General features: G+C 41.0%; 21 protein-coding genes and 1 pseudogene. All 22 read right to left on the bottom strand.

Going from position 1 to position 17,359, the window contains the following annotated elements; translation table 11 throughout:
* Window positions 1-6: 6 nt before the first annotated feature.
* Window positions 7-1,164, bottom strand: a complete 1,158-nt coding sequence (locus tag CS931_RS10050) for a hypothetical protein (protein WP_099205659.1) — start codon at window positions 1,162-1,164, stop codon at window positions 7-9.
* Complete coding sequence (locus CS931_RS10045) at window positions 1,161-2,195, bottom strand: M23 family metallopeptidase (protein ID WP_099205658.1); 1,035 nt, start codon at window positions 2,193-2,195, stop codon at window positions 1,161-1,163. The genes CS931_RS10050 and CS931_RS10045 overlap by 4 nt, the downstream gene beginning before the upstream one ends.
* Window positions 2,196-2,203: 8 nt before the next feature.
* A complete protein-coding gene (locus CS931_RS10040) occupies window positions 2,204-2,896 on the bottom strand; it encodes a LysM peptidoglycan-binding domain-containing protein (protein ID WP_099205657.1) in 693 nt (230 codons plus the stop codon).
* Entirely contained in the window at window positions 2,896-5,073 is a 2,178-nt protein-coding gene (locus CS931_RS10035; RefSeq protein ID WP_099205656.1) for a tape measure protein, read from the bottom strand. Before CS931_RS10035 ends, CS931_RS10040 begins: the two co-directional genes overlap by 1 nt.
* Window positions 5,074-5,144: 71 nt before the next feature.
* Window positions 5,145-5,807, bottom strand: a complete 663-nt coding sequence (locus CS931_RS10030) for a hypothetical protein (protein ID WP_099205655.1) — start codon at window positions 5,805-5,807, stop codon at window positions 5,145-5,147.
* 239 nt (window positions 5,808-6,046) lie between these two features.
* Entirely contained in the window at window positions 6,047-6,460 is a 414-nt protein-coding gene (locus CS931_RS10025) for a phage tail assembly chaperone (RefSeq protein WP_099205654.1), read from the bottom strand.
* A gap of 22 nt (window positions 6,461-6,482) precedes the next feature.
* Entirely contained in the window at window positions 6,483-6,950 is a 468-nt protein-coding gene (locus CS931_RS10020; RefSeq protein ID WP_099205653.1) for a phage tail tube protein, read from the bottom strand.
* Between the two features lie 12 nt (window positions 6,951-6,962).
* Window positions 6,963-8,276 carry a phage tail sheath family protein gene (locus CS931_RS10015; protein ID WP_099205652.1) on the bottom strand — a complete coding sequence of 438 codons (1,314 nt, stop codon included), beginning with the start codon at window positions 8,274-8,276 and terminating at the stop codon, window positions 6,963-6,965.
* Window positions 8,276-8,455 (bottom strand): YqzN/YkzM domain-containing protein, encoded by a 180-nt coding sequence (locus CS931_RS10010; RefSeq protein ID WP_099205651.1) that lies wholly within the window; start codon window positions 8,453-8,455, stop codon window positions 8,276-8,278. Before CS931_RS10010 ends, CS931_RS10015 begins: the two co-directional genes overlap by 1 nt.
* A 1-nt stretch (window position 8,456) precedes the next feature.
* The gene (locus CS931_RS10005) at window positions 8,457-8,882 is read right to left on the bottom strand and encodes a phage tail terminator family protein (protein ID WP_099205650.1); all 426 of its coding nucleotides are present in this window, start codon (window positions 8,880-8,882) and stop codon (window positions 8,457-8,459) included.
* A complete protein-coding gene (locus CS931_RS10000; protein WP_159459807.1) occupies window positions 8,872-9,375 on the bottom strand; it encodes an HK97 gp10 family phage protein in 504 nt (167 codons plus the stop codon). Before CS931_RS10000 ends, CS931_RS10005 begins: the two co-directional genes overlap by 11 nt.
* Window positions 9,375-9,734 (bottom strand): hypothetical protein, encoded by a 360-nt coding sequence (locus CS931_RS09995; protein WP_099205648.1) that lies wholly within the window; start codon window positions 9,732-9,734, stop codon window positions 9,375-9,377. The genes CS931_RS10000 and CS931_RS09995 overlap by 1 nt, the downstream gene beginning before the upstream one ends.
* Window positions 9,728-10,114 (bottom strand): head-tail connector protein, encoded by a 387-nt coding sequence (locus CS931_RS09990; RefSeq protein WP_099205647.1) that lies wholly within the window; start codon window positions 10,112-10,114, stop codon window positions 9,728-9,730. The genes CS931_RS09995 and CS931_RS09990 overlap by 7 nt, the downstream gene beginning before the upstream one ends.
* Before the next feature lie 2 nt (window positions 10,115-10,116).
* Window positions 10,117-10,434: a hypothetical protein gene (locus tag CS931_RS09985; RefSeq protein WP_099205646.1), complete on the bottom strand. Its 318-nt coding sequence runs from the start codon at window positions 10,432-10,434 to the stop codon at window positions 10,117-10,119.
* A gap of 12 nt (window positions 10,435-10,446) precedes the next feature.
* Window positions 10,447-11,400 carry a major capsid protein gene (locus tag CS931_RS09980; RefSeq protein WP_099205645.1) on the bottom strand — a complete coding sequence of 318 codons (954 nt, stop codon included), beginning with the start codon at window positions 11,398-11,400 and terminating at the stop codon, window positions 10,447-10,449.
* Between the two features lie 18 nt (window positions 11,401-11,418).
* The gene (locus tag CS931_RS09975) at window positions 11,419-11,970 is read right to left on the bottom strand and encodes a phage scaffolding protein (RefSeq protein WP_099205644.1); all 552 of its coding nucleotides are present in this window, start codon (window positions 11,968-11,970) and stop codon (window positions 11,419-11,421) included.
* A gap of 98 nt (window positions 11,971-12,068) precedes the next feature.
* Window positions 12,069-12,278 (bottom strand): hypothetical protein, encoded by a 210-nt coding sequence (locus tag CS931_RS09970; RefSeq protein ID WP_099205643.1) that lies wholly within the window; start codon window positions 12,276-12,278, stop codon window positions 12,069-12,071.
* A gap of 8 nt (window positions 12,279-12,286) precedes the next feature.
* A complete protein-coding gene (locus tag CS931_RS09965; RefSeq protein WP_159459806.1) occupies window positions 12,287-13,780 on the bottom strand; it encodes a minor capsid protein in 1,494 nt (497 codons plus the stop codon).
* A complete protein-coding gene (locus CS931_RS09960; protein WP_242964971.1) occupies window positions 13,767-15,224 on the bottom strand; it encodes a phage portal protein in 1,458 nt (485 codons plus the stop codon). The genes CS931_RS09965 and CS931_RS09960 overlap by 14 nt, the downstream gene beginning before the upstream one ends.
* 42 nt (window positions 15,225-15,266) lie before the next feature.
* Complete coding sequence (gene terL / locus CS931_RS09955) at window positions 15,267-16,670, bottom strand: phage terminase large subunit (protein WP_242964970.1); 1,404 nt, start codon at window positions 16,668-16,670, stop codon at window positions 15,267-15,269.
* Between the two features lies 1 nt (window position 16,671).
* Window positions 16,672-17,166: a transposase gene (locus tag CS931_RS09950; protein ID WP_099205640.1), complete on the bottom strand. Its 495-nt coding sequence runs from the start codon at window positions 17,164-17,166 to the stop codon at window positions 16,672-16,674.
* A gap of 71 nt (window positions 17,167-17,237) precedes the next feature.
* Window positions 17,238-17,359, bottom strand: a pseudogene (locus tag CS931_RS12975) (cupin domain-containing protein); the annotation flags it as partial.

Raw genomic sequence — 17,359 nt, 5'->3', positions numbered from 1 at the left:
TCCTCCCTATACTAAGCACAATGCTTGTGCTGTGCCACCATCCGCTAATCTGACTTGCTTCCATTTGACTTCGCCGCCGTTTCCAGCTTTTAGATACATCTTTTTAACGTCATAAACATCCATGCCTCCGGATGCCCCACCTATAGACCCCACATTTCTTAGTGTAACTGCGTCATCACTAGATTGTAAAAACTGATATGTTTTGCCATCTGTCTTAGGTATCCACATACTTTTTACATCAATAGAGGTTGCATCGATTCTTTGCGTTTTTAACCATGTAATATATCCGTCTGTCGGATGATTCATACCAGCAAGCCACCCTACATTTTGCCCGTCTTTTTTTACCCAAATGCCACCGCCCGATGTATCGGCAGTATAAACTCCATCACTACTGGCTGTGGTTAGACTACCTGTCAGCTTTGCAACACCTGTATTCATATTAATTTCGGTCTTGCCGTTAAGTGCCTTTAAATTACCAGCTTTTATCCAATCTGCATCCAGTCCCACAACAGATAGCATTCTCGCCACCATATCACCGTTCATGGTAAATCCGGTTGGATAAGTCTTGCCTCCATCTGTGCTAACCGCCCATGCTTCGGCTGTAAACTTCCATACAATCGTGGATTCTGCCAGTGTCTTTTTATCGTGGGCATAGCGGATTTTAGAGCCATCCGGTTGAGTAACATCTGTACTAAATAATCCTGAACTGTTTGCCAGTGTATTGGTTAAATCAGCGATTGCCTGCTCACGAGCGGTGGTTTCAACTTTTACCCGATTTCGCATCTCTACAATTGCTTTTGTAACAGCTGAATAACTGGCTGCACTTTTGCGGCTGGGCGTGGCCGCATCGCATGAAAAGTTCTCCATTTGCCCCACAGTGAAAGAGAGATTCGATAGATGGCAGCGATACGAATTGCCTTTGCGGTCTGATACGATAGCTACGTCACCAGCTTCAATGCTAGGGTCTGACAATGCCGACACGGATAATGGTCTAAACCGCAATCCGACTATTTTGGCGCCGAGATAATTGGCCACCGTCTGTCCCTGTCCTGCTTGAACAAAAGGATTGCCGTCAATTCCAAGCACATAGCCGGGTGTTCCTGACATAAACGTTGGTGAGTCCGATTCTTCGGTATCTTCCGTTACCTGTATGCCTGTAATCACCACGTCGTCTGTACCAATACTTTGCCTGTATTGAGTACGGTTTCATCTGAAGCATTGCCGCAAATATCAAACAAGGTTGTTTCTTCTGCTCTGCTCATCGGATACCCTGTGTCTTCAATCGTACCGAGAGCCAAATGAAAATCGCCTACCAGCATACGGATCAAATCAGAATACTTTTTATTGGTATAAATGTAGGTATCTTTATTTTTGAAGTACCGGAGTTGGTCATAGCAAGTCACCTGAATGACTGGCATATCTGATGAATGCTTTTTCTCGAATATATAACCATAAAACACATTGGCTTTGTTCACACGCAAAGAAACAGCATTTCCCTCTTGAAAGTTCAGGTTACTGTCTTTCACACAGGAAAATTTAAGCACCGCAGGGCTTCCCTTGCGGTGCGACTCTAGCGTTATATCATCTTTTACACAGGGCAGCATGATTTTGTCTCCGTTTTGAATCAAGATTTCCACACCTGCCGAAAGCATTTTTGTGTCAGTTAAGTTTCCTGTGCTATGCTGTGCGGTACTGCCCTCCACAGATTTCACGACTACTTTTGTAATATCTTTGGTTTCTTTCTCTGCCTTTGCTTTAGAGGAGTTTGCGGTTGTGCTAGAATTTAGTCCCGGTAAATCTGCATCAATATATGGTGTAGGGTCACTTCTCACTCCCGAAGCGTTCCAATATTCAAAATGCAAATGCGCTCCATAAGAATTTCCTGTATTGCCCATATATCCCAGCACATCGCCGCTATTCACCTTTTTACCCTTGCTGACAGAAACATACTGCAAATGGGCATATCGGGTAAAGCTGCCGTCTGTATGCGTTACATCCACATAATTTCCATAAGCCGTCATACCGGAAGAACCTTGACGATTTCCATAGCCTGAAACAGCGGCCGTCACCGTTCCGGCAGAATGTGCTACCACATAATCCGTGCCGCCGTGACTGCCAATCAGGTCAATGCCATGATGAGAGCTATGATACCCCTGTGTGACTTGATTTCCGTAATTTTGTAAAACTCTGCTCATCGTTCACCTCACGGAATTGTCAAGACAGTACCCGGAAAAATCCAGTGTCCGCCAGTAGACAACCCTCTTTTTCGAGCGGTATCGTCTATTAGTATTTTGTTAGCATTATAAATTGCTGTCCATTTTGTACCATTGCCAAGCTGTGTGCGAGCGATATCCCATAGTGTATCACCTGATTTTATCGTATAGCTTTTTACAGCTGGTTTGGTGGATGTATCACGATTATTTTGCACCGAAGCTTTTTTCTGCTGAATAACTACAATTTTAGTGCCATATTCCCGATACTGCTTAAGCTTCAAATCGACCACGAAGTCAATTCCCTCTTTGGCATTTTCCTCAATCGTGTAATCTTCAATACTCACTTTCATGGATGTATCCCAGTCAAGCTGACGGCCATTATCCAGTGTACGCAGAATGACAAAAGGTACTATTTTTCTTTCTGCCTTAATTTTGTTGAACAAAGCTAAATAATAAGCTCCTTCTTTAAAAGTCCCCTTGCCAGCTTTTGCATAGCGAGCAAAGGGATATTCTACGTTGGGTAAAAGCAGTTTGAAACTGATTTCAGAGAGCCCTGGTGCCTTTAAGATATTGATTTCTCCGTCATTAATCAAGTTTAATGTCTTGTTCTTATTGCTGGTTTTAATTTTTACGCTTCCGGGAGCAATCGGAAATAACACATCATTGAGATAGAATTGATACATTACACTGGTACCCCCTCTGCAGTAATCAGAAGAACTTCTTCTAACTTATTTGTGAATTTATAGACTAAGCCGTCAATATCATCATCTGACTTAATCTCATTACGCATTCCTGTCATATCAATTTTTACTTCTGCCGTGGTGAATTTGTTGATTGCCTGTCTTTCTGCAATTTCACGGAGATATTTTAGTTCCGTTTCAGATTTGTCCATTGTGTCCGCCATACGTCCGGTATTATCAGCTGTATCCGCTATGTTTCCTGCTGTGCCACCGTACCCACTAAGGTCATAGGCAGGATAATCTCCTGGGTTTGGAATATTACTTGTAAGGTCATCTGGATTAAACATATTTCCGACCTTATTTTCTATTCCTTCGCCAAAATTATAACCCGCATCCCAAGCTTCGCCATAGTCAAGACCACTAAACTGATAATCAGAAGCATTCAATTTTTCCATAACGACAACTTGGTCGCCAACAATTTCAGCCGTTTTTTCAGCAACCGTATTCCTGAATCCTTCAACTGCACCTGCCATATCAGTTTTCAGTATTGTATCAATTAATTTTGCTGCTGCTTGAACAATCCCAAGAATAAAGTCAAACATTCCACTGAATAAATTGATGATTGCACCAACAGGGTCATTGAACACATTCGCAAAGAAATTTGCGAATGTTGCAATCAGATTATACAGTTCAATACCAATACCAATTACTGCATTGACTACACCCACAATGATGTTCCAGATAGCAGCACCAACAAATGCAAACGCACCCATAATAATTCCGGTAGCTGAAATAGTTGAACCTGTTACTTTGTTAATGGCTGCTACCACCGCATATATAACAACTATTAAAGCAATAATTGCAAGGACAATCCATGTGACAGGAGAAGCTAGTAGTGCTGCATTAAATCCGTATTGTGCAGCTGTGGCACTCGCCTTTGCCATGGCTTCATTTCTTTCAGCTGCCGCAAGAGCTGTGTTTGCAGCTGCGGCTGCGTATGCTCTTACAGCTGCAATACCTTTGGAAATATTGTTTGCTGCCTCCATAACATTAGAAATACCTAAGTACAACATATACAGCATTAAAGCACTCACAACTCCCATAATAATTGGTTCTAATATCGACCAGTTATCATACATAAAACTGCCAACCGTTGCCACCAAATCGAATATTGTCATGACAATGCCTGAAACAGTTACCAATGCATTTATTACACCCGACACCAAATTTTGAAACCGCTCACTATTGGCTATCTCGTTTAATCGTTCCAATACTGGTTGAAAAGCCATCAGGGCATTATTCTGTATGCTGGTTCCTATTTGTGCAAAGGTCATCGGCATCTGCTCAAATTTTGCGTTGGTTTCATCCGCTGCAGAAAGCAGTGCCGATTTTACAATATCGGCAGTTATTTGCCCTTCACTTGCCATGTCCCGAATTTGCCCGATGGGAACGTCCATATAATCTGCAATGGTCTGAATAATCGTAGGAGCTTGTTCAAATACACTATTAAGTTCTTCCCCTCTAAGCACCCCTGAACCCATGGCTTGTGTAAGCTGAAGCATGGCAGCATCTACCCCTTGTGTAGATGTACCTGCAATAACAAACTGTTTGTTAAGTTGTTCTGAAAAAGCGATTAGTTCATCATTACTGCCAAAAGCATCTTTAGCCATAATCCCCATTTTAGAAACGGCATCAGCTGTATTAAGATAGGCACCACGAGAACGCTCTGCGGCCAAGAAAATTTTATCCTGCAATTGTTTTGTGGTTTGCAAGCCGTCATTCATCATATTTAATCGTGCTGTTGTTTGGGTCATAGTATCTGATAACCCAATAACTTTCTGTGCACTCTGAACCGATAGATAGGCAGCTGCTAAACCAAGAACTTTCTTTTCAAGCCCTCCCATTGCAGATTGACCATTTCTAATTGAATTATTAAAACGTTCTTGTTCATTCTTATTCTGTGAGATTTCATTTTCAATGTTATCTAAAACACCATTCATTTTAGATAATTCTTGTTGTGCCGATTGTATCTGTGCAGGATCTAAGGCACTTTGAGAAGCGTTGTCCAAGGAATCGAAAGAATTAATCACCGAATTCATGACACTTATCATTGAACGAAAAACAGGTGTCATTCTGTCTTGTAAATCTACCGAGCTGCGTAGAGTTCCGATTATTACCACCTCCTTTTGGATATAAGGAAAGCACCCCGCAATAGCAAGGGTGCTTCTTTCGTTTTTTTTCTATATATACTTTATAGGTCTATCGCCGTTTTTGTATCGTTGCTAAAAGCTCTTCCAAAATGATTCTTCATTGTTGTCGCCTTAAAATATTCACTTTCTGGAATTTCAAAACTGATATTATTAATTTGATTATCTTTAAGAAAATTGATAATCAAATAATTTGTAATACTCGTAGAAGTCTTTTCCTTTGTTCTTCCTCCAACCAACGCGCCCAAACCACCAAATAAAATTGCCCCTCCAACGGCTCCTCCAGCGCTTGACACATAATGCTTTTGGACATCTACATCAGAAACAATATCAACAACTGTAATTTTTTCTTTTGAAAGCTTAAAATCAGCCCCGCCGCCCGCAATGTTGAATCCGTCTAAGTTAACTGTCAAAGTACAGAAAGTCCCTTCGGCCAATGGCAAACCTGTAGCATGTTTTAAGTAGAGAGTTGTACCCCGCTCAAGAGCCTCTTTGCTTTTTATTTTATTTCGTTCTTGATTTTGTATCAGCTTTTCTTCTTTTTGTTTCTTAGATTTACTCACAAGTAAAATCAGCCCTATTATCATAAAAATAATTGTAATCGGAAGCGTTTCCACTAAATCAAGAGTGCCCCTTGCAAGTTCTACTACCAGTACGAAGCTTGTAATACACAAGAGAATAATTCCAGCTATTTTTTTACCGTTCATAATACCCTCCAAAACATTATTGAATATTACCATAATAAACCAATTTTAAAATAAAGTCTAGGGATATTAATGTTTTCGTACTTTCGCCGCTTCCTTTTTCTCATTTTCTACTCTGATTTCAATGGCAGCCACAATAAACGCTTTTTCTTCACGAGGTAAAGATAAATATTGCGAGGGCAACATATGGAATTTGTGTAAGCAATAGTACGCTATATTCGCTTCATAGTCACCCTCGTTGATTAGTTTTTTGCTTCGTCTACCTCTTCTTCAAAACTGGCAAACCCATTGATATCGGTTACAGCTTGGGCTAAATCACTCATCTCTCCCGGCAAAAGCATAGCGTTCAGCAAGTCTTCTGCGCACATCACACCATAACTGTCTTGCAAGACAGCATCCGCTAGATCGGGGAATTGAATACATTTAACGGCTAATTTTGTTTGATATGCAGGATAGTCAAATTCTGCCGATTGTTTCTTTCCTTTTTTTACTGTCTTGGTGCATTCTTTGCGCAAAATACTGTCCTCGTTGCTGGAAATACAGCCAATTACCCATGGAACAGGCGCCCCGTTTTCATCTTTCATTCGTTTTGACACTGCCACCTTTACCGGCTCAACTGCCTCAACATTTTCTCTTAAAAAAGCTTTCAAATCCATATCACATTATCCTTTCTTATTCTTATTGCATGCCCGGAATCGGTTTAAATTTTTCCGGCATTTCCCAATCTTCGAAAGTGAAGTCCATTTCTTCTTCCAAATATCCGCCCTCTGCATCAAATTTAGCCAAAATACCGCTGTCCATATTGCAATCTTTTAAGATTACGGTTTGACGGCCAGCAGAAGAAGTCGGGTCCTCATTGGTCACTTGGATATCAAAATAAACATCTTCGCCGCTCTCTTTATAACGATATAAAAGTTCACGGAAAATCGAGGTATTGAAATAGAAAGTGGCTGAGCCTGTTCCTTTCCAGCCGGTAGAGCGATTCCCCTTGCCTGTCTTGCCCAAAATCGGCACTTCATCTTTTGTTTTTTCCATTTTTGCTTCTAGGTTTAGAGCTTGGGCAAACTTATACCGCTGCCCTTGCATTGTCACATAACATTCTGCCAACGAAGCCGACAAGACATCCATTGCTTTCATAAAAGCCATATAAATTCCTCCTTATTCAACGGTTGTTGTCATATAAAGCTGTGTCATTGCATTAATAACCTGTACAGCTTCTTTTGCCACTACTGCTTTTTTGCCATATGCCTCTATAACCAAAGATTCTTTGTCATAGTTCTCTATGGCCCTTATCTCTTCAAGCTGCTGGCGATTGCGCAGAATATCATTCCACAAGCTGGTTCTTCCGGCAGCATCATTTGGGACTTTGCCAAGATATTTCTGTGCAAAGATTGTAGCCGTATCGTTAGCAATCTGGTCAAGCACTCGAACCACTTGATTTTGCTTAAAATCAATATTTTTTTCTTCCGTGTAGGTCACTAGTGTATTGATATCCTCTAGCACCCTAATATCGCCGCTGACATTGTGCAGGACAAACTTACCTGTATTAAGAGCTTCTGCAAGCTGCTCCTGCGTATAGTCCGCTTTTACGCTTAGTTCGCCGTCATATTTACAGTTGGTATTAGACTCATTTACCGTACAACCGGCAATCATACCAGTCACCCAGTAAATTAATCCGCTTTTTGTCAACACAGATGTATCTCCGCTTTCTATCTCATTTTCAACGGATATAACACCTTCATAGTCGGCCGTGGAATGCTGGAATAAAACAGTCTGAAATTTTACCCCCGTTTCTTCCCGGAGTCGTTTTGTATAAGCCACAAAAAGAGCTTTGACTGTATCATCTTCTGAAGGACAGCATAAAGCGTCAAAATGATAGCTTTCCATTACGCCGAGAAAATTCTGATATCCTGCAGCTGATGCGATTTCATTTGTCCCATTCACCAGTGGAACTCCTGCTTCTGTCTTGAGCTCCACTTCTTTTTTCCAGGTGACGTATTCATTACTATGCAGTTCACTGATATCTTGCACCGTCTGTTTATCTACCAAAGTAATATCCAAATACGTGCACACGTCAAATTGTGACGGATTGTCTACATTGGCATAAATCACCGTCTTTAGATGATTCCCTCCTATACCGCCATATCTTGCTGTGCAAAAGATATTTTCTGCTTTTGCGCCACCGTTGAGCCGATATGCATAGACGGTATTGGCATGACGAAACAGCTCTCGCCACATGACAAGCTTAGGATTGTCTACCGAATACCCCAAAATCTCTAAAGAATCTTTTTGGAAATCTTCTGCTGTTAGTTTTATAACTGTCTCTTCAGCACCCCAGTCTCCGATGAAAGGTACTGCAGCTGTCCCTCTTTCTGAAAGTGTGCTTCCTACTTTTGCCGCACTCACAAAATTGTGATAAATACCTGGCAAAGGTTTATTGATTGTTTGAAATGTTCCGCCACCTAAAGCCATTATTTTAGCCTCCTTTGTAAAAATTGATTGATAAGCTTTTCTGCTTGTTCAATCGTATAGTTTTCTTTCTCGTTTAGCACTGCTTGCAAAATGTCTGTTTTTTCTTTAAATCGCTTTGCTTGTAAAAGCTGATTTTTAGAAAATACTGATTCCTCTTTTTCAAGGTTTGCTTTTGCCATATTACGGTTCCTTTCTTGCGATAAGCTCTAAATTTTCCATATCGGGTTCGGCCACTACTTTTTCTGTCATTGGAAGTGTATACGTCAAAAAAGCGTTTAATGTGCCGTCTATCACTTCACATCGCATCGCTTCTGCTCTAATGAGGTCATTGTTTGGTAGCGTTAGCCATTCCAACTCTTTCAGAATTGTGCCGGAAATAGTCCACGCTTCCACTAAATTCTCTTCATTTTCCGAAAAGTGCTGAATATTAAGTGCAATTTGGCGGCTAAACCGCTTTCCTAGTTTTGCTGTATCAGACATATCCAATAAAGTAATCAAAAAAGAGGGTGTCTTAAATTCCTGCATCGGCTTTTCTGCGCCATAAACCGTATGACCATAAACTTGTTTTAGCTTACGGCTGACGGCACCAATTACCTCATTTACCATCAAATACCCCTTTCAAGAATTGCATAATTTGCGGTTCTAGCATTTGTTGAATATACTGTTCTGTCTGATTTTCCGATTTTTCCATGAAGAAACTACCTTGAACCCATGACTTTTTGAGCCTTAATCCAATTTGCGGAACATATCTCCCTGGTGTTTGCCGATGACCATAATTAACGTAAGAGGCATATTCCATTGGATTAAAAATTGTGATTTGAACTATATCGCCTTTGATTTGGACACGTTCTGCTGTCCATGCTCTCCGCAAAGTGCCGCCTGTTCGTTTAAACTGATACTGCGCTCTTTTTTCATAATCCTTAATAGGATTAAGATAATCCGGAGTTTCATAAACCGGAGTATTCTTTTTTAACGCTCTTAAAAGCCGTGCTGCTATTTGTTTAGCTAGCTTTTCAACAAATGCAGGACTTTCCTGTTCCGCTGCTTCCAAGCGTTTCAGCAAATTCTTTAAATCCTCATAGTTTACATTTTTACTCACTACGCCCACCCTTTGAACAGTTCAACGGGAATTTCTTGATGAACAGAATAAATAGAGGGCATACCGCTCCTTGTGTAGGTTTCGGTATGCCTATTTTGGGTTACTGTAATTTTAGAGCCGGAAGGGATTTCTTTGTCTTTGGATATCAATAGCTTGACTTGCTGGAATATCTTTGGTGTATCACCGTCAGAAGAAGGCGATGTAGACTGAAAAGAAATGCGGCAAGGTTCATTTTCAAAAATCATATTCTCTGTAAATTCTTCCATTTCTGTCACAGGATTGGTTCTGCCTTTTCTAACTTTTACTGTACAGCTTGCAGTAAACATACTGAAGACTGTTCTTTGATAGGTTGTCACCATGTTAGGCGCCTATATTGTTCAAACTGCCCTTTTCCGCTGTTCTTCAGAGTAGAAATCAACCTTTCAAATTTTTGCAAAGGAGTTTCTTCGTCTGTATAAGACACTGTGACATCTCCCTCTTTGATTTGCTTCACACTGCCGGCTGTGATTTGCGGAATAAATCCGTCTGCAGAAACAGCTGCTTTTTCAGAAAGAAATATGCCGGCCGCACGGTCAATCCACACATATTTTAAACCTACTGGAATATCAGAAATATTACAGATATTCTGAATTTCTGTTTCCGCTTTCTCAATAGAAAAATCAAGCATGAATCCGTCAGAATCTGCGACGGCATAACCAAAGCCAAGAATTCTTTTGCTGACTTGATCTTTGATTTCCATTGTTATCCCTTTCTTTTGCTGCTCTTGGGCTTTTTCTCTTCTGCAGAAGCCGCTTCATCAATTTCTACAACCTCTTCCTGTACTGGAGGGATTTCTTCTTGTTCTTGTGATTCTCCCTCTATTAAAACTCCTTCAGCAGGAATTTCTTCTTCAGGCTCTTCTTCCTGTTCTGGCAAAGGTTCTTCCCGTTCTATGTTATACCCCTTTGACTCAAACCATTTTATTAAATGTTCGTCTTCCGTTTCACCAACGCCATTTACAAACGTAATGCCGGCAGAAACACCGGCATATTGCTTGTTGGGAGCGATAATCTTAGTCATGATAAAACCTCCTTATTTCACTTTAATTTGTCTTAATGCCCCGGCTGCTTTTGTGGCTTTTAAGGCAACCGCTGCCACCATTTCGACCTCGCCTTTTTTGACGGCACCTGATGTGCTGTAATCAGGCAGCCATGTTTTAACAGGAGGCTGACCTGACATAGAAACCGCATGGAACCCGTCTAAACCAAAACGCACCGCATAGAGGGAAGTTGTGCCTTCCGCATCAATACCTGATACAGGCTTATTTTCGCCGGGTTTCTCTCCCAAATCGATTAATGGAGTTGAGCCGTAATGTTCAATCTGCTGGCCGAAGTTGTTTTTGCTTGTTTGATACATACCGGCACGTCTGGCGCAAGCTCTGATTTTGGCAATTAGTTTGAGATTTCCCATAATAGCCGAGGGAGTACCGTCCAATCCCATTAGGAATTCATCCAGAATATCCAAAAATTCTTTATAGTTGCTGTCTACTGCCGCTGACGTGGATAAATCAATGACAGCTGAGGGAATATATTCCGTGGAAGAACCGGCAATGGCTTTTTCCAAACCGTCAAAAGCTTTTTCTTCTACCGCTGAATCTCCGTTGATTACTGTATCGTTGAAAAGAGCAGATGCCGCTTTAATTTTCTGCTGCATCTGAAGAGTAACCTCTGATACAATGCCGCCCATACCGGCAATAATACGGTCCACCGCAAATGCACCACCGAACACTTTCAAGTCTACGGTATGGCGCTGTTTGTCTACCTCGTGAGTGCTGTATTCGTTATTGACAGCTCTAAACTCAGCTTTCGGCTGTGTGATTAAACGAGTATAGCCATAAGTGAGCGTTGCTCCGCCTCCTGTAGGTGATACGCAATCATCAAAAGTAAGATTGTTAAACAAAAAGTTTGATTTTGCAAATTCGTCAATGACTCCCACCTGCAAATCATCCTGTACGTTGAGCCTTGCTTGTGCTAATGTTACTGCCATAATGTTAAATTCCTCTCTTTATTCAGATTTTTCTAGTGTGTTTCTGACCGCCTCTTCCAGTGTAAGCGGTGTGGGTGTATCATCGGGCAAACCATCTCTACCCTGCCCAGGCTTTGTACTGTTAAGGTGTCGTGTCGCCGGCTTAGTAGATTCAAACAGATACCCGTCTGATTCCTGCAGTGTCTTGATAGCTTTTGCAATATCCTCTTTTTGGTTTTGGCTGGATTTCAGACTATCTAAATCAAGCAAAGCCATAACCGCTTTTGCGTTTTTACACTTTGCGGACATCGCTTGCTCATTGACCAGCGCACTAAAAGCTTGCTCTGCCAATTTCTGCTGATATTCTGTTTCTTTTGTCTGTAAATCAGTCTGCAGCTCTGTGATTTTACCCTGCAGTTTTTCCACATCCACACCCTCAAAGCTTTTCAGCTGTGTCTGCACCGTGGTAAGCTGACCCTGCAACTCGGTTGTTTTACCCTGCTCCTCCTCAACATCATTTTTGTTGATTTCCAAGATTTTTTCTACTTTATCCTCCGGAACACCAAGAGCCAATAATTCTTCTTTCTTCATAAAACCTTCCTTTCTTCCCTTATGGGGGTTAAAAAATTGTATAAAAACAGCACGCCCCCAAAAGGAAGCGTGCGTGTTAACGGATATTAAATTTATACTTAATCGTTCATCTCAAAAATCTCATCATATATTTTTTGGAGCTTTACGCCTTCTTCAGATAGGTTCTCCTGTTGGTCATCATACTCATTAACAATTACATCATCAATCGAGGAAAGCAGCTGTTCATCCGTTTCTTTTGTGAGTAAATCGTCTATATCATCAATATACGAAGACAAATATTCTTTTTGAGCAGTAGTAATTTTTATCATGAGCCACCTCACTTTCTGTGTCTAGGATTCGCTTGTATTAATTTACCTGTATCGGGGTTCGCTGTTACAATAACCCTTTCACCAAAATACCGGTCACTAGAAACAGTTTTTCCTACCCTTGAATCTATTTTTTCAGGATTAGTCAATGCTTGCTTTATATCCTCAATATCAACACCAGACCTCTTTTCTTCCACCGACCCAATAACACGGTTTATAAAATGATTCGATTTAGAGGTTATCTGTGTTCCTTTTGATGTTGTTAGCCTAATCAATATATTATCAATTTTATCGCTGGTATGTTCATAAAGAGTAAAGTCCGCAAGTGCAGTTAATTCGCCACTCTCTAAGCTCCTTGCGTATGCTTTAAACAGTTCGTATTTTTTATTATTATACTTTATTTCTTTGAAAATATCAATTGATTCAGGCGCGTTCTTCCCCAAGGTTTCAACGAAAGAATTATATTCTTTTAAATCTTTGCTCACAAGAATTTTTTCTTTCCATTCCTTGTATTTCATGCCCTCCGGCACAAAGGTTGTTTTGCTGTCTGCATCTCGTGCAAAGCGTGTGCCGATATTATCATCAAAATAAGGGACTTTATCACAACGGCAACGTACATGAAATGGTGGTGCCGTAACACCCACAGTGTAGTCTTTCATATCAAAGACTCGACCGTCCATATCGCCGCATTCCGAGCAGGTAGTGGAATCAAGCGTGGCATCTATTTCATACTGCTCAACGTCTAAATCTTCATAACACTGTTTTTCGGCTTCCGCACTGAAATAAGCTGATTCATTAGAAACCAACGTGGCAGCTTTATGCATTTGTACATTGAACGTTTTAGATATACGTTTAATGAGTTGGTCAGGGGAATCACCTCGAATTAGCGTTTGAGCAATGCCTGTTTCTAGCTCTGCAATAAGTTTTTCTTTGTTTGTCCAGCAGCGGTCCTTAAAAGTGAAGTTGTCCGGTGTCCATGGCTTATCCAGTACCCTTTGTACCTGTGAGGGACTGAACCGATTGAGCTGAACCCCGTACCCCACCCCTTTTTGAATCTCAAAAGCTGTGCGATAATAATTTTCTGTGTATGTACTATTAAGGTGCTTTTCTATGCCTTGTACCTGCTTGTTTTCAAGCATTTCCAGTTCATGCCGGACTTGCATTTCTAGTGATTCCAAACGGCTGATATGTACCTTAGCAGAAGCATTCTCAAGCTGTTTTTTCCAATCAGCAGAAACACCATTTGCTTGGCCATACTTGATATATTCTTCTACGGTCCAATGGAATTCCTCCAATTCGTTGGCTGACAGCATTTTTCTGGCATCAGCAAGGCCTATGCTGTTGTTTTTTGCAATTCTTTCAAACCATCTGTCAATATCCTCTGTGAGAGAATGCAGTGCTTTTTTATACTCTCTGTTTAGAGATTCTATCAAAACATCGTCTTGCCGAAGCTGCCGCTTTTTCACTTCTATAATCCGCTTTCGCCAATAATCACGATTCTTCATCTTCGTCCTCTCCGTGAGTATGTGCATTTGGATAATTTAAGCTTTGCGTGGCTTTTTCCAAATTGCGCTGCTCCTGCTGCTGTATCCGCTCCAACTCTTCTTGCACATTGGTAACATAGGGATGTTGAGCAATCAAGGTTTCGTCCGAAAGAATACCCACAGAATTTTTAATGTCCGTTATGACCTCGGATTCTGAAATAATGGTATCACGGTTAAACACTACATTAACCTGTTCTTTTAGAAAATCCCCTTGCCCTGTAAACGCTAAAAACTGATTGACAAACCACAATAAATCTTCAAAAGCTGCCTGAAATTCCGTTTCCATGCTGTTGGCATCTAAATCAATATCATTTAGCACTGACTTAATATTCATCTGATTAGGAGATCCACTTGTCCGCAAATCTGCAGCATCATATCCCATAGCGTTAGATACCAACGCTCTTTTGAAAATGTCCAGTATTGCTTTATAGTTCTCCGAATTCACGTTTATTTCCAGTGCATCGACTCCTCCCTGGGCCTCTTGCGTGGACTTTACGTTGACAGCACCCGCAACCATAAGATTATGCCGAAACTCTGACAAATCTGTTCCGCCAAAGTTTTTAATAATCAGTATGGTATTGCGATAATCTTCCTGCATATTGTTCTGGAAATCTGAAAGAATGGCATTGATTCCGTCTTGCAGGCTCTTTATTTTGGTGATAAGAGGAATCTCGCTATTATTGCACTTGAATGCAATAAGGGGGATCCGTCCCCAATTCATGGATGTGATTCCCTCTTTAGATTCTGTATACAGATATTGCGCATTACTTTTTGTGGAATCAGCAACTAGCGAACCATTGACCAAGTCATAATATTCAATGCCGGTATCACGGTATATTTCTACTTTTTCGGCTATGCGATAATTAATGCCCTCATAAACCTCAACTTGATACAATCTCACAGCCATATCAATTTCTGTGTGTTCTCTATTTTTCCAAAACGGCAGAATCTCATATGATTTAAATGTACTAATTTTAAGAGTATCGTCCTCTATGTACGGATACAACCATGCGATACTGCCGTTAAAACAATCTTCTCCCATGTTGCGGAAGGTGCGCTGAAATCTTCGATTGAAAATATTTTTCAGCAGTTCTGTATAGGTTTCGTTCTTGCCGTCAAAAGTGAGTGGCTTACCTAACAAATAGTTGGTTTTCTGATTCACCATTTTTGCATATTGATTATCCATAACCCGATTGTTAGGCAAATTATGCAGTTCTACCAATTCTCCACCTTTTCCTATTGCCATCCGCTTTCGCTTTAAAACATCATGCTGCCCTCTGTAGTATCGTTCCCCCTGAATTGCCGCTTTCCTCTGAGGAGAACGCTTCCAACGAGATATTTCAAGTTCAATAAATCTTTGCTCAGGTATAGCCGCAGCAGCCCCTTTTTTTATGATCTTTGCCAATCTTCTATTTTCATCTCTGCCAAAAAACACATTTTCACCTCGTTACATAAAGCTATAAATTTCGTTTGTTCCTATTTTTTCAGCAATACCCGTCGTGGCATCGGGGGCATCATCATGAGCATTCTTACCCTCTTTTTGGTATCGATTCATGGCTTCGTAATATTCTGGCCACCGATCCTTCCAGTTAGCTGGAAAGTAGATGTGATTCATTACCCATGTGCTGTTAGTAAGGATTCGTGCAATTTTGTTTTTGGATTGGTGGAAAGGACGAATCTGACAACGGTTAGAGCTATATCTTTCTTTTAGCTCCCTCTCCACATTCCTAGCAAATCCCCTACCGCCGTTATTGGATTCAATGTCGCTGACATTTACATGGCTTCCATGCAGCATTTTGGCCGTTGCCGGTTCTGTGATTTCCATGCCATCTTTTGTGTAAAGCACGTCTAAAACATAAGCCTCACCGTTATACTCTCCGTAGTTAATACTGCATAGATAGTCGCTGCCAGTGTCGGCTGTATCGGTATAATTGCTGATACGAGTAAACAATGGGTTGTTATTACTATCTATCGGTATCTTGTCATATGTCTTGAAACTGGTATACAGTCTGCCTTTAATATCAATCGGGCTTTGCTGATAGTTTGCTTCAGCAATATCAATTCCCATTAAACCACGTTTATCTTCATATGATTTGCGTGATAAGATTTCGTCACACAGCATTGTGCCATCATCTTGCAGAGCTTTGTAGGTGATATGCTTGATTCTAGCACCGATTTTCGTATAATGCGCCAATGCTCGACCGGCTAAGTCTTGACTATGCCAGCGCGTCATGACAATAATTATCTTGCCGCCTTCCTCCAAACGGGAAAGCATTGTGTTTGTGAACCATTCCCAGTGCTTTTCTAACACATCGGCATTATTGGCTTCTAGTGCCGACTTGATAACATCATCAATAATCAGCAGAGAAGCGCCAAAGCCTGTTGCAGTACCGGTAGGGGATGTTGCCAAATAATTGTTATATCCACCCTCTAGGGACCACATATTCATAGCAGCATCGCCATATTTGATTCTTACCCCAGGGAAGATATCAGAATATACTAGCTTTGTGGCATCCGCTTTCTGTTCCAAAATTGTATTTCTAACATTCTTGGAAAAAACTGTTGAAAGTGTTTCGTTATAGGAGCCTGTCATAATCTTTTCTCTTTGATTACGGCCTAAAACCCACTCTACAAAGCAGCCTACTGTACGTGATTTCCCGTGTCTTGGCGGCATGTTGACTACTAATACTTCATCTTCACCCTCATAAAAAGCTTGCAAATCGTCGCAGAAATCAACGAGAAACCGCCTCTCACGCTTATAAAAGTCGGGAGCTTTTACGTTGCAGTAATTAAAAAAGCGCCTTTGCGACTGCAAAAGCACCTTCTTCTTTTTGGCCTGATATTCAGCCATTCTATCCACTTTCATCAATCCCAAGCAATCCGTTCAATTTTTCAATTTCGGTGTCCAGCTGCTCATTGGAAAGATTCATGCCTATATCACCCTCAACCGCAATATCTTTTTTATCTCTCCAAGCATCCGGCTTACGATTTTTAAGCCAAAAAACAGCAGCCCCCACATCAGGAGCTACTTGCTTCACAACCTGTACAACTTTTCTTGATAGTACCTGCCCGGCACCGTTAGTTTCCATCTCTATTTTTTCTTCGCAATATTCAAAGCCTTTAGCTCGTTTAAGAAGTGCGTTTTCGACTTCAATATCAACAACTTCCTTGCCCTTTTTTAAGGCCTCCGAAATCTCCGAATACTTCTTTTTCCAATCATAGAGAGTAGACGGCGTAATATTCATTTTCTTAGCAAGCTGTTCATCGGTTAAACCATCTCTTGCCCAAGCTTCAAGCCGTAATATTCCATCAGGTGTTAGCCACTCTTGATATTTGCCTTTCGCCACATCGTCACCACCTCCTGTGATTGATTTTTGGGTATAAGAAAAGCGCACCGCCGAAACGATACGCTACTTAACTATTCTGCTGCCTCTGCATCCGCTTTTGTTCTTTGAATGGTGCCCCACGGATGATGAGGGGGCGCATAAATAGTATAAATTTTTAGCGGGATATTTCCAGTATTAATCACATTGTGCCATG

The organism is Scatolibacter rhodanostii (assembly GCF_900197595.1).
Taxonomy (GTDB): Bacteria; Bacillota; Clostridia; order Oscillospirales; family Acutalibacteraceae; genus Scatolibacter; species Scatolibacter rhodanostii.
Note: the sequence above shows the minus strand (reverse complement) of the source record. Positions and strands in the feature narration are given on the sequence as shown.

Coding starts and splice junctions, on each gene's coding strand:
- CS931_RS09985 (WP_099205646.1), bottom strand. CDS start 10,434: ATGACTAAGATTATCGCTCCCAACAAGCAATATGCCGGTGTTTCTGCC.
- CS931_RS09980 (WP_099205645.1), bottom strand. CDS start 11,400: ATGGCAGTAACATTAGCACAAGCAAGGCTCAACGTACAGGATGATTTG.
- CS931_RS10045 (WP_099205658.1), bottom strand. CDS start 2,195: ATGAGCAGAGTTTTACAAAATTACGGAAATCAAGTCACACAGGGGTAT.
- CS931_RS10025 (WP_099205654.1), bottom strand. CDS start 6,460: ATGGATTTGAAAGCTTTTTTAAGAGAAAATGTTGAGGCAGTTGAGCCG.
- CS931_RS10015 (WP_099205652.1), bottom strand. CDS start 8,276: ATGGCTTTAGGTGGCGGAACATTTCAAACAATCAATAAACCTTTGCCA.
- CS931_RS09995 (WP_099205648.1), bottom strand. CDS start 9,734: ATGGTGACAACCTATCAAAGAACAGTCTTCAGTATGTTTACTGCAAGC.
- terL (WP_242964970.1), bottom strand. CDS start 16,670: ATGGCTGAATATCAGGCCAAAAAGAAGAAGGTGCTTTTGCAGTCGCAA.
- CS931_RS10020 (WP_099205653.1), bottom strand. CDS start 6,950: ATGGCTTTTATGAAAGCAATGGATGTCTTGTCGGCTTCGTTGGCAGAA.
- CS931_RS09975 (WP_099205644.1), bottom strand. CDS start 11,970: ATGAAGAAAGAAGAATTATTGGCTCTTGGTGTTCCGGAGGATAAAGTA.
- CS931_RS10010 (WP_099205651.1), bottom strand. CDS start 8,455: ATGGCAAAAGCAAACCTTGAAAAAGAGGAATCAGTATTTTCTAAAAAT.
- CS931_RS09965 (WP_159459806.1), bottom strand. CDS start 13,780: ATGAAGAATCGTGATTATTGGCGAAAGCGGATTATAGAAGTGAAAAAG.
- CS931_RS10005 (WP_099205650.1), bottom strand. CDS start 8,882: ATGGTAAATGAGGTAATTGGTGCCGTCAGCCGTAAGCTAAAACAAGTT.
- CS931_RS10030 (WP_099205655.1), bottom strand. CDS start 5,807: ATGAACGGTAAAAAAATAGCTGGAATTATTCTCTTGTGTATTACAAGC.
- CS931_RS09970 (WP_099205643.1), bottom strand. CDS start 12,278: ATGATAAAAATTACTACTGCTCAAAAAGAATATTTGTCTTCGTATATT.
- CS931_RS10040 (WP_099205657.1), bottom strand. CDS start 2,896: ATGTATCAATTCTATCTCAATGATGTGTTATTTCCGATTGCTCCCGGA.
- CS931_RS09990 (WP_099205647.1), bottom strand. CDS start 10,114: ATGGAAATCAAAGATCAAGTCAGCAAAAGAATTCTTGGCTTTGGTTAT.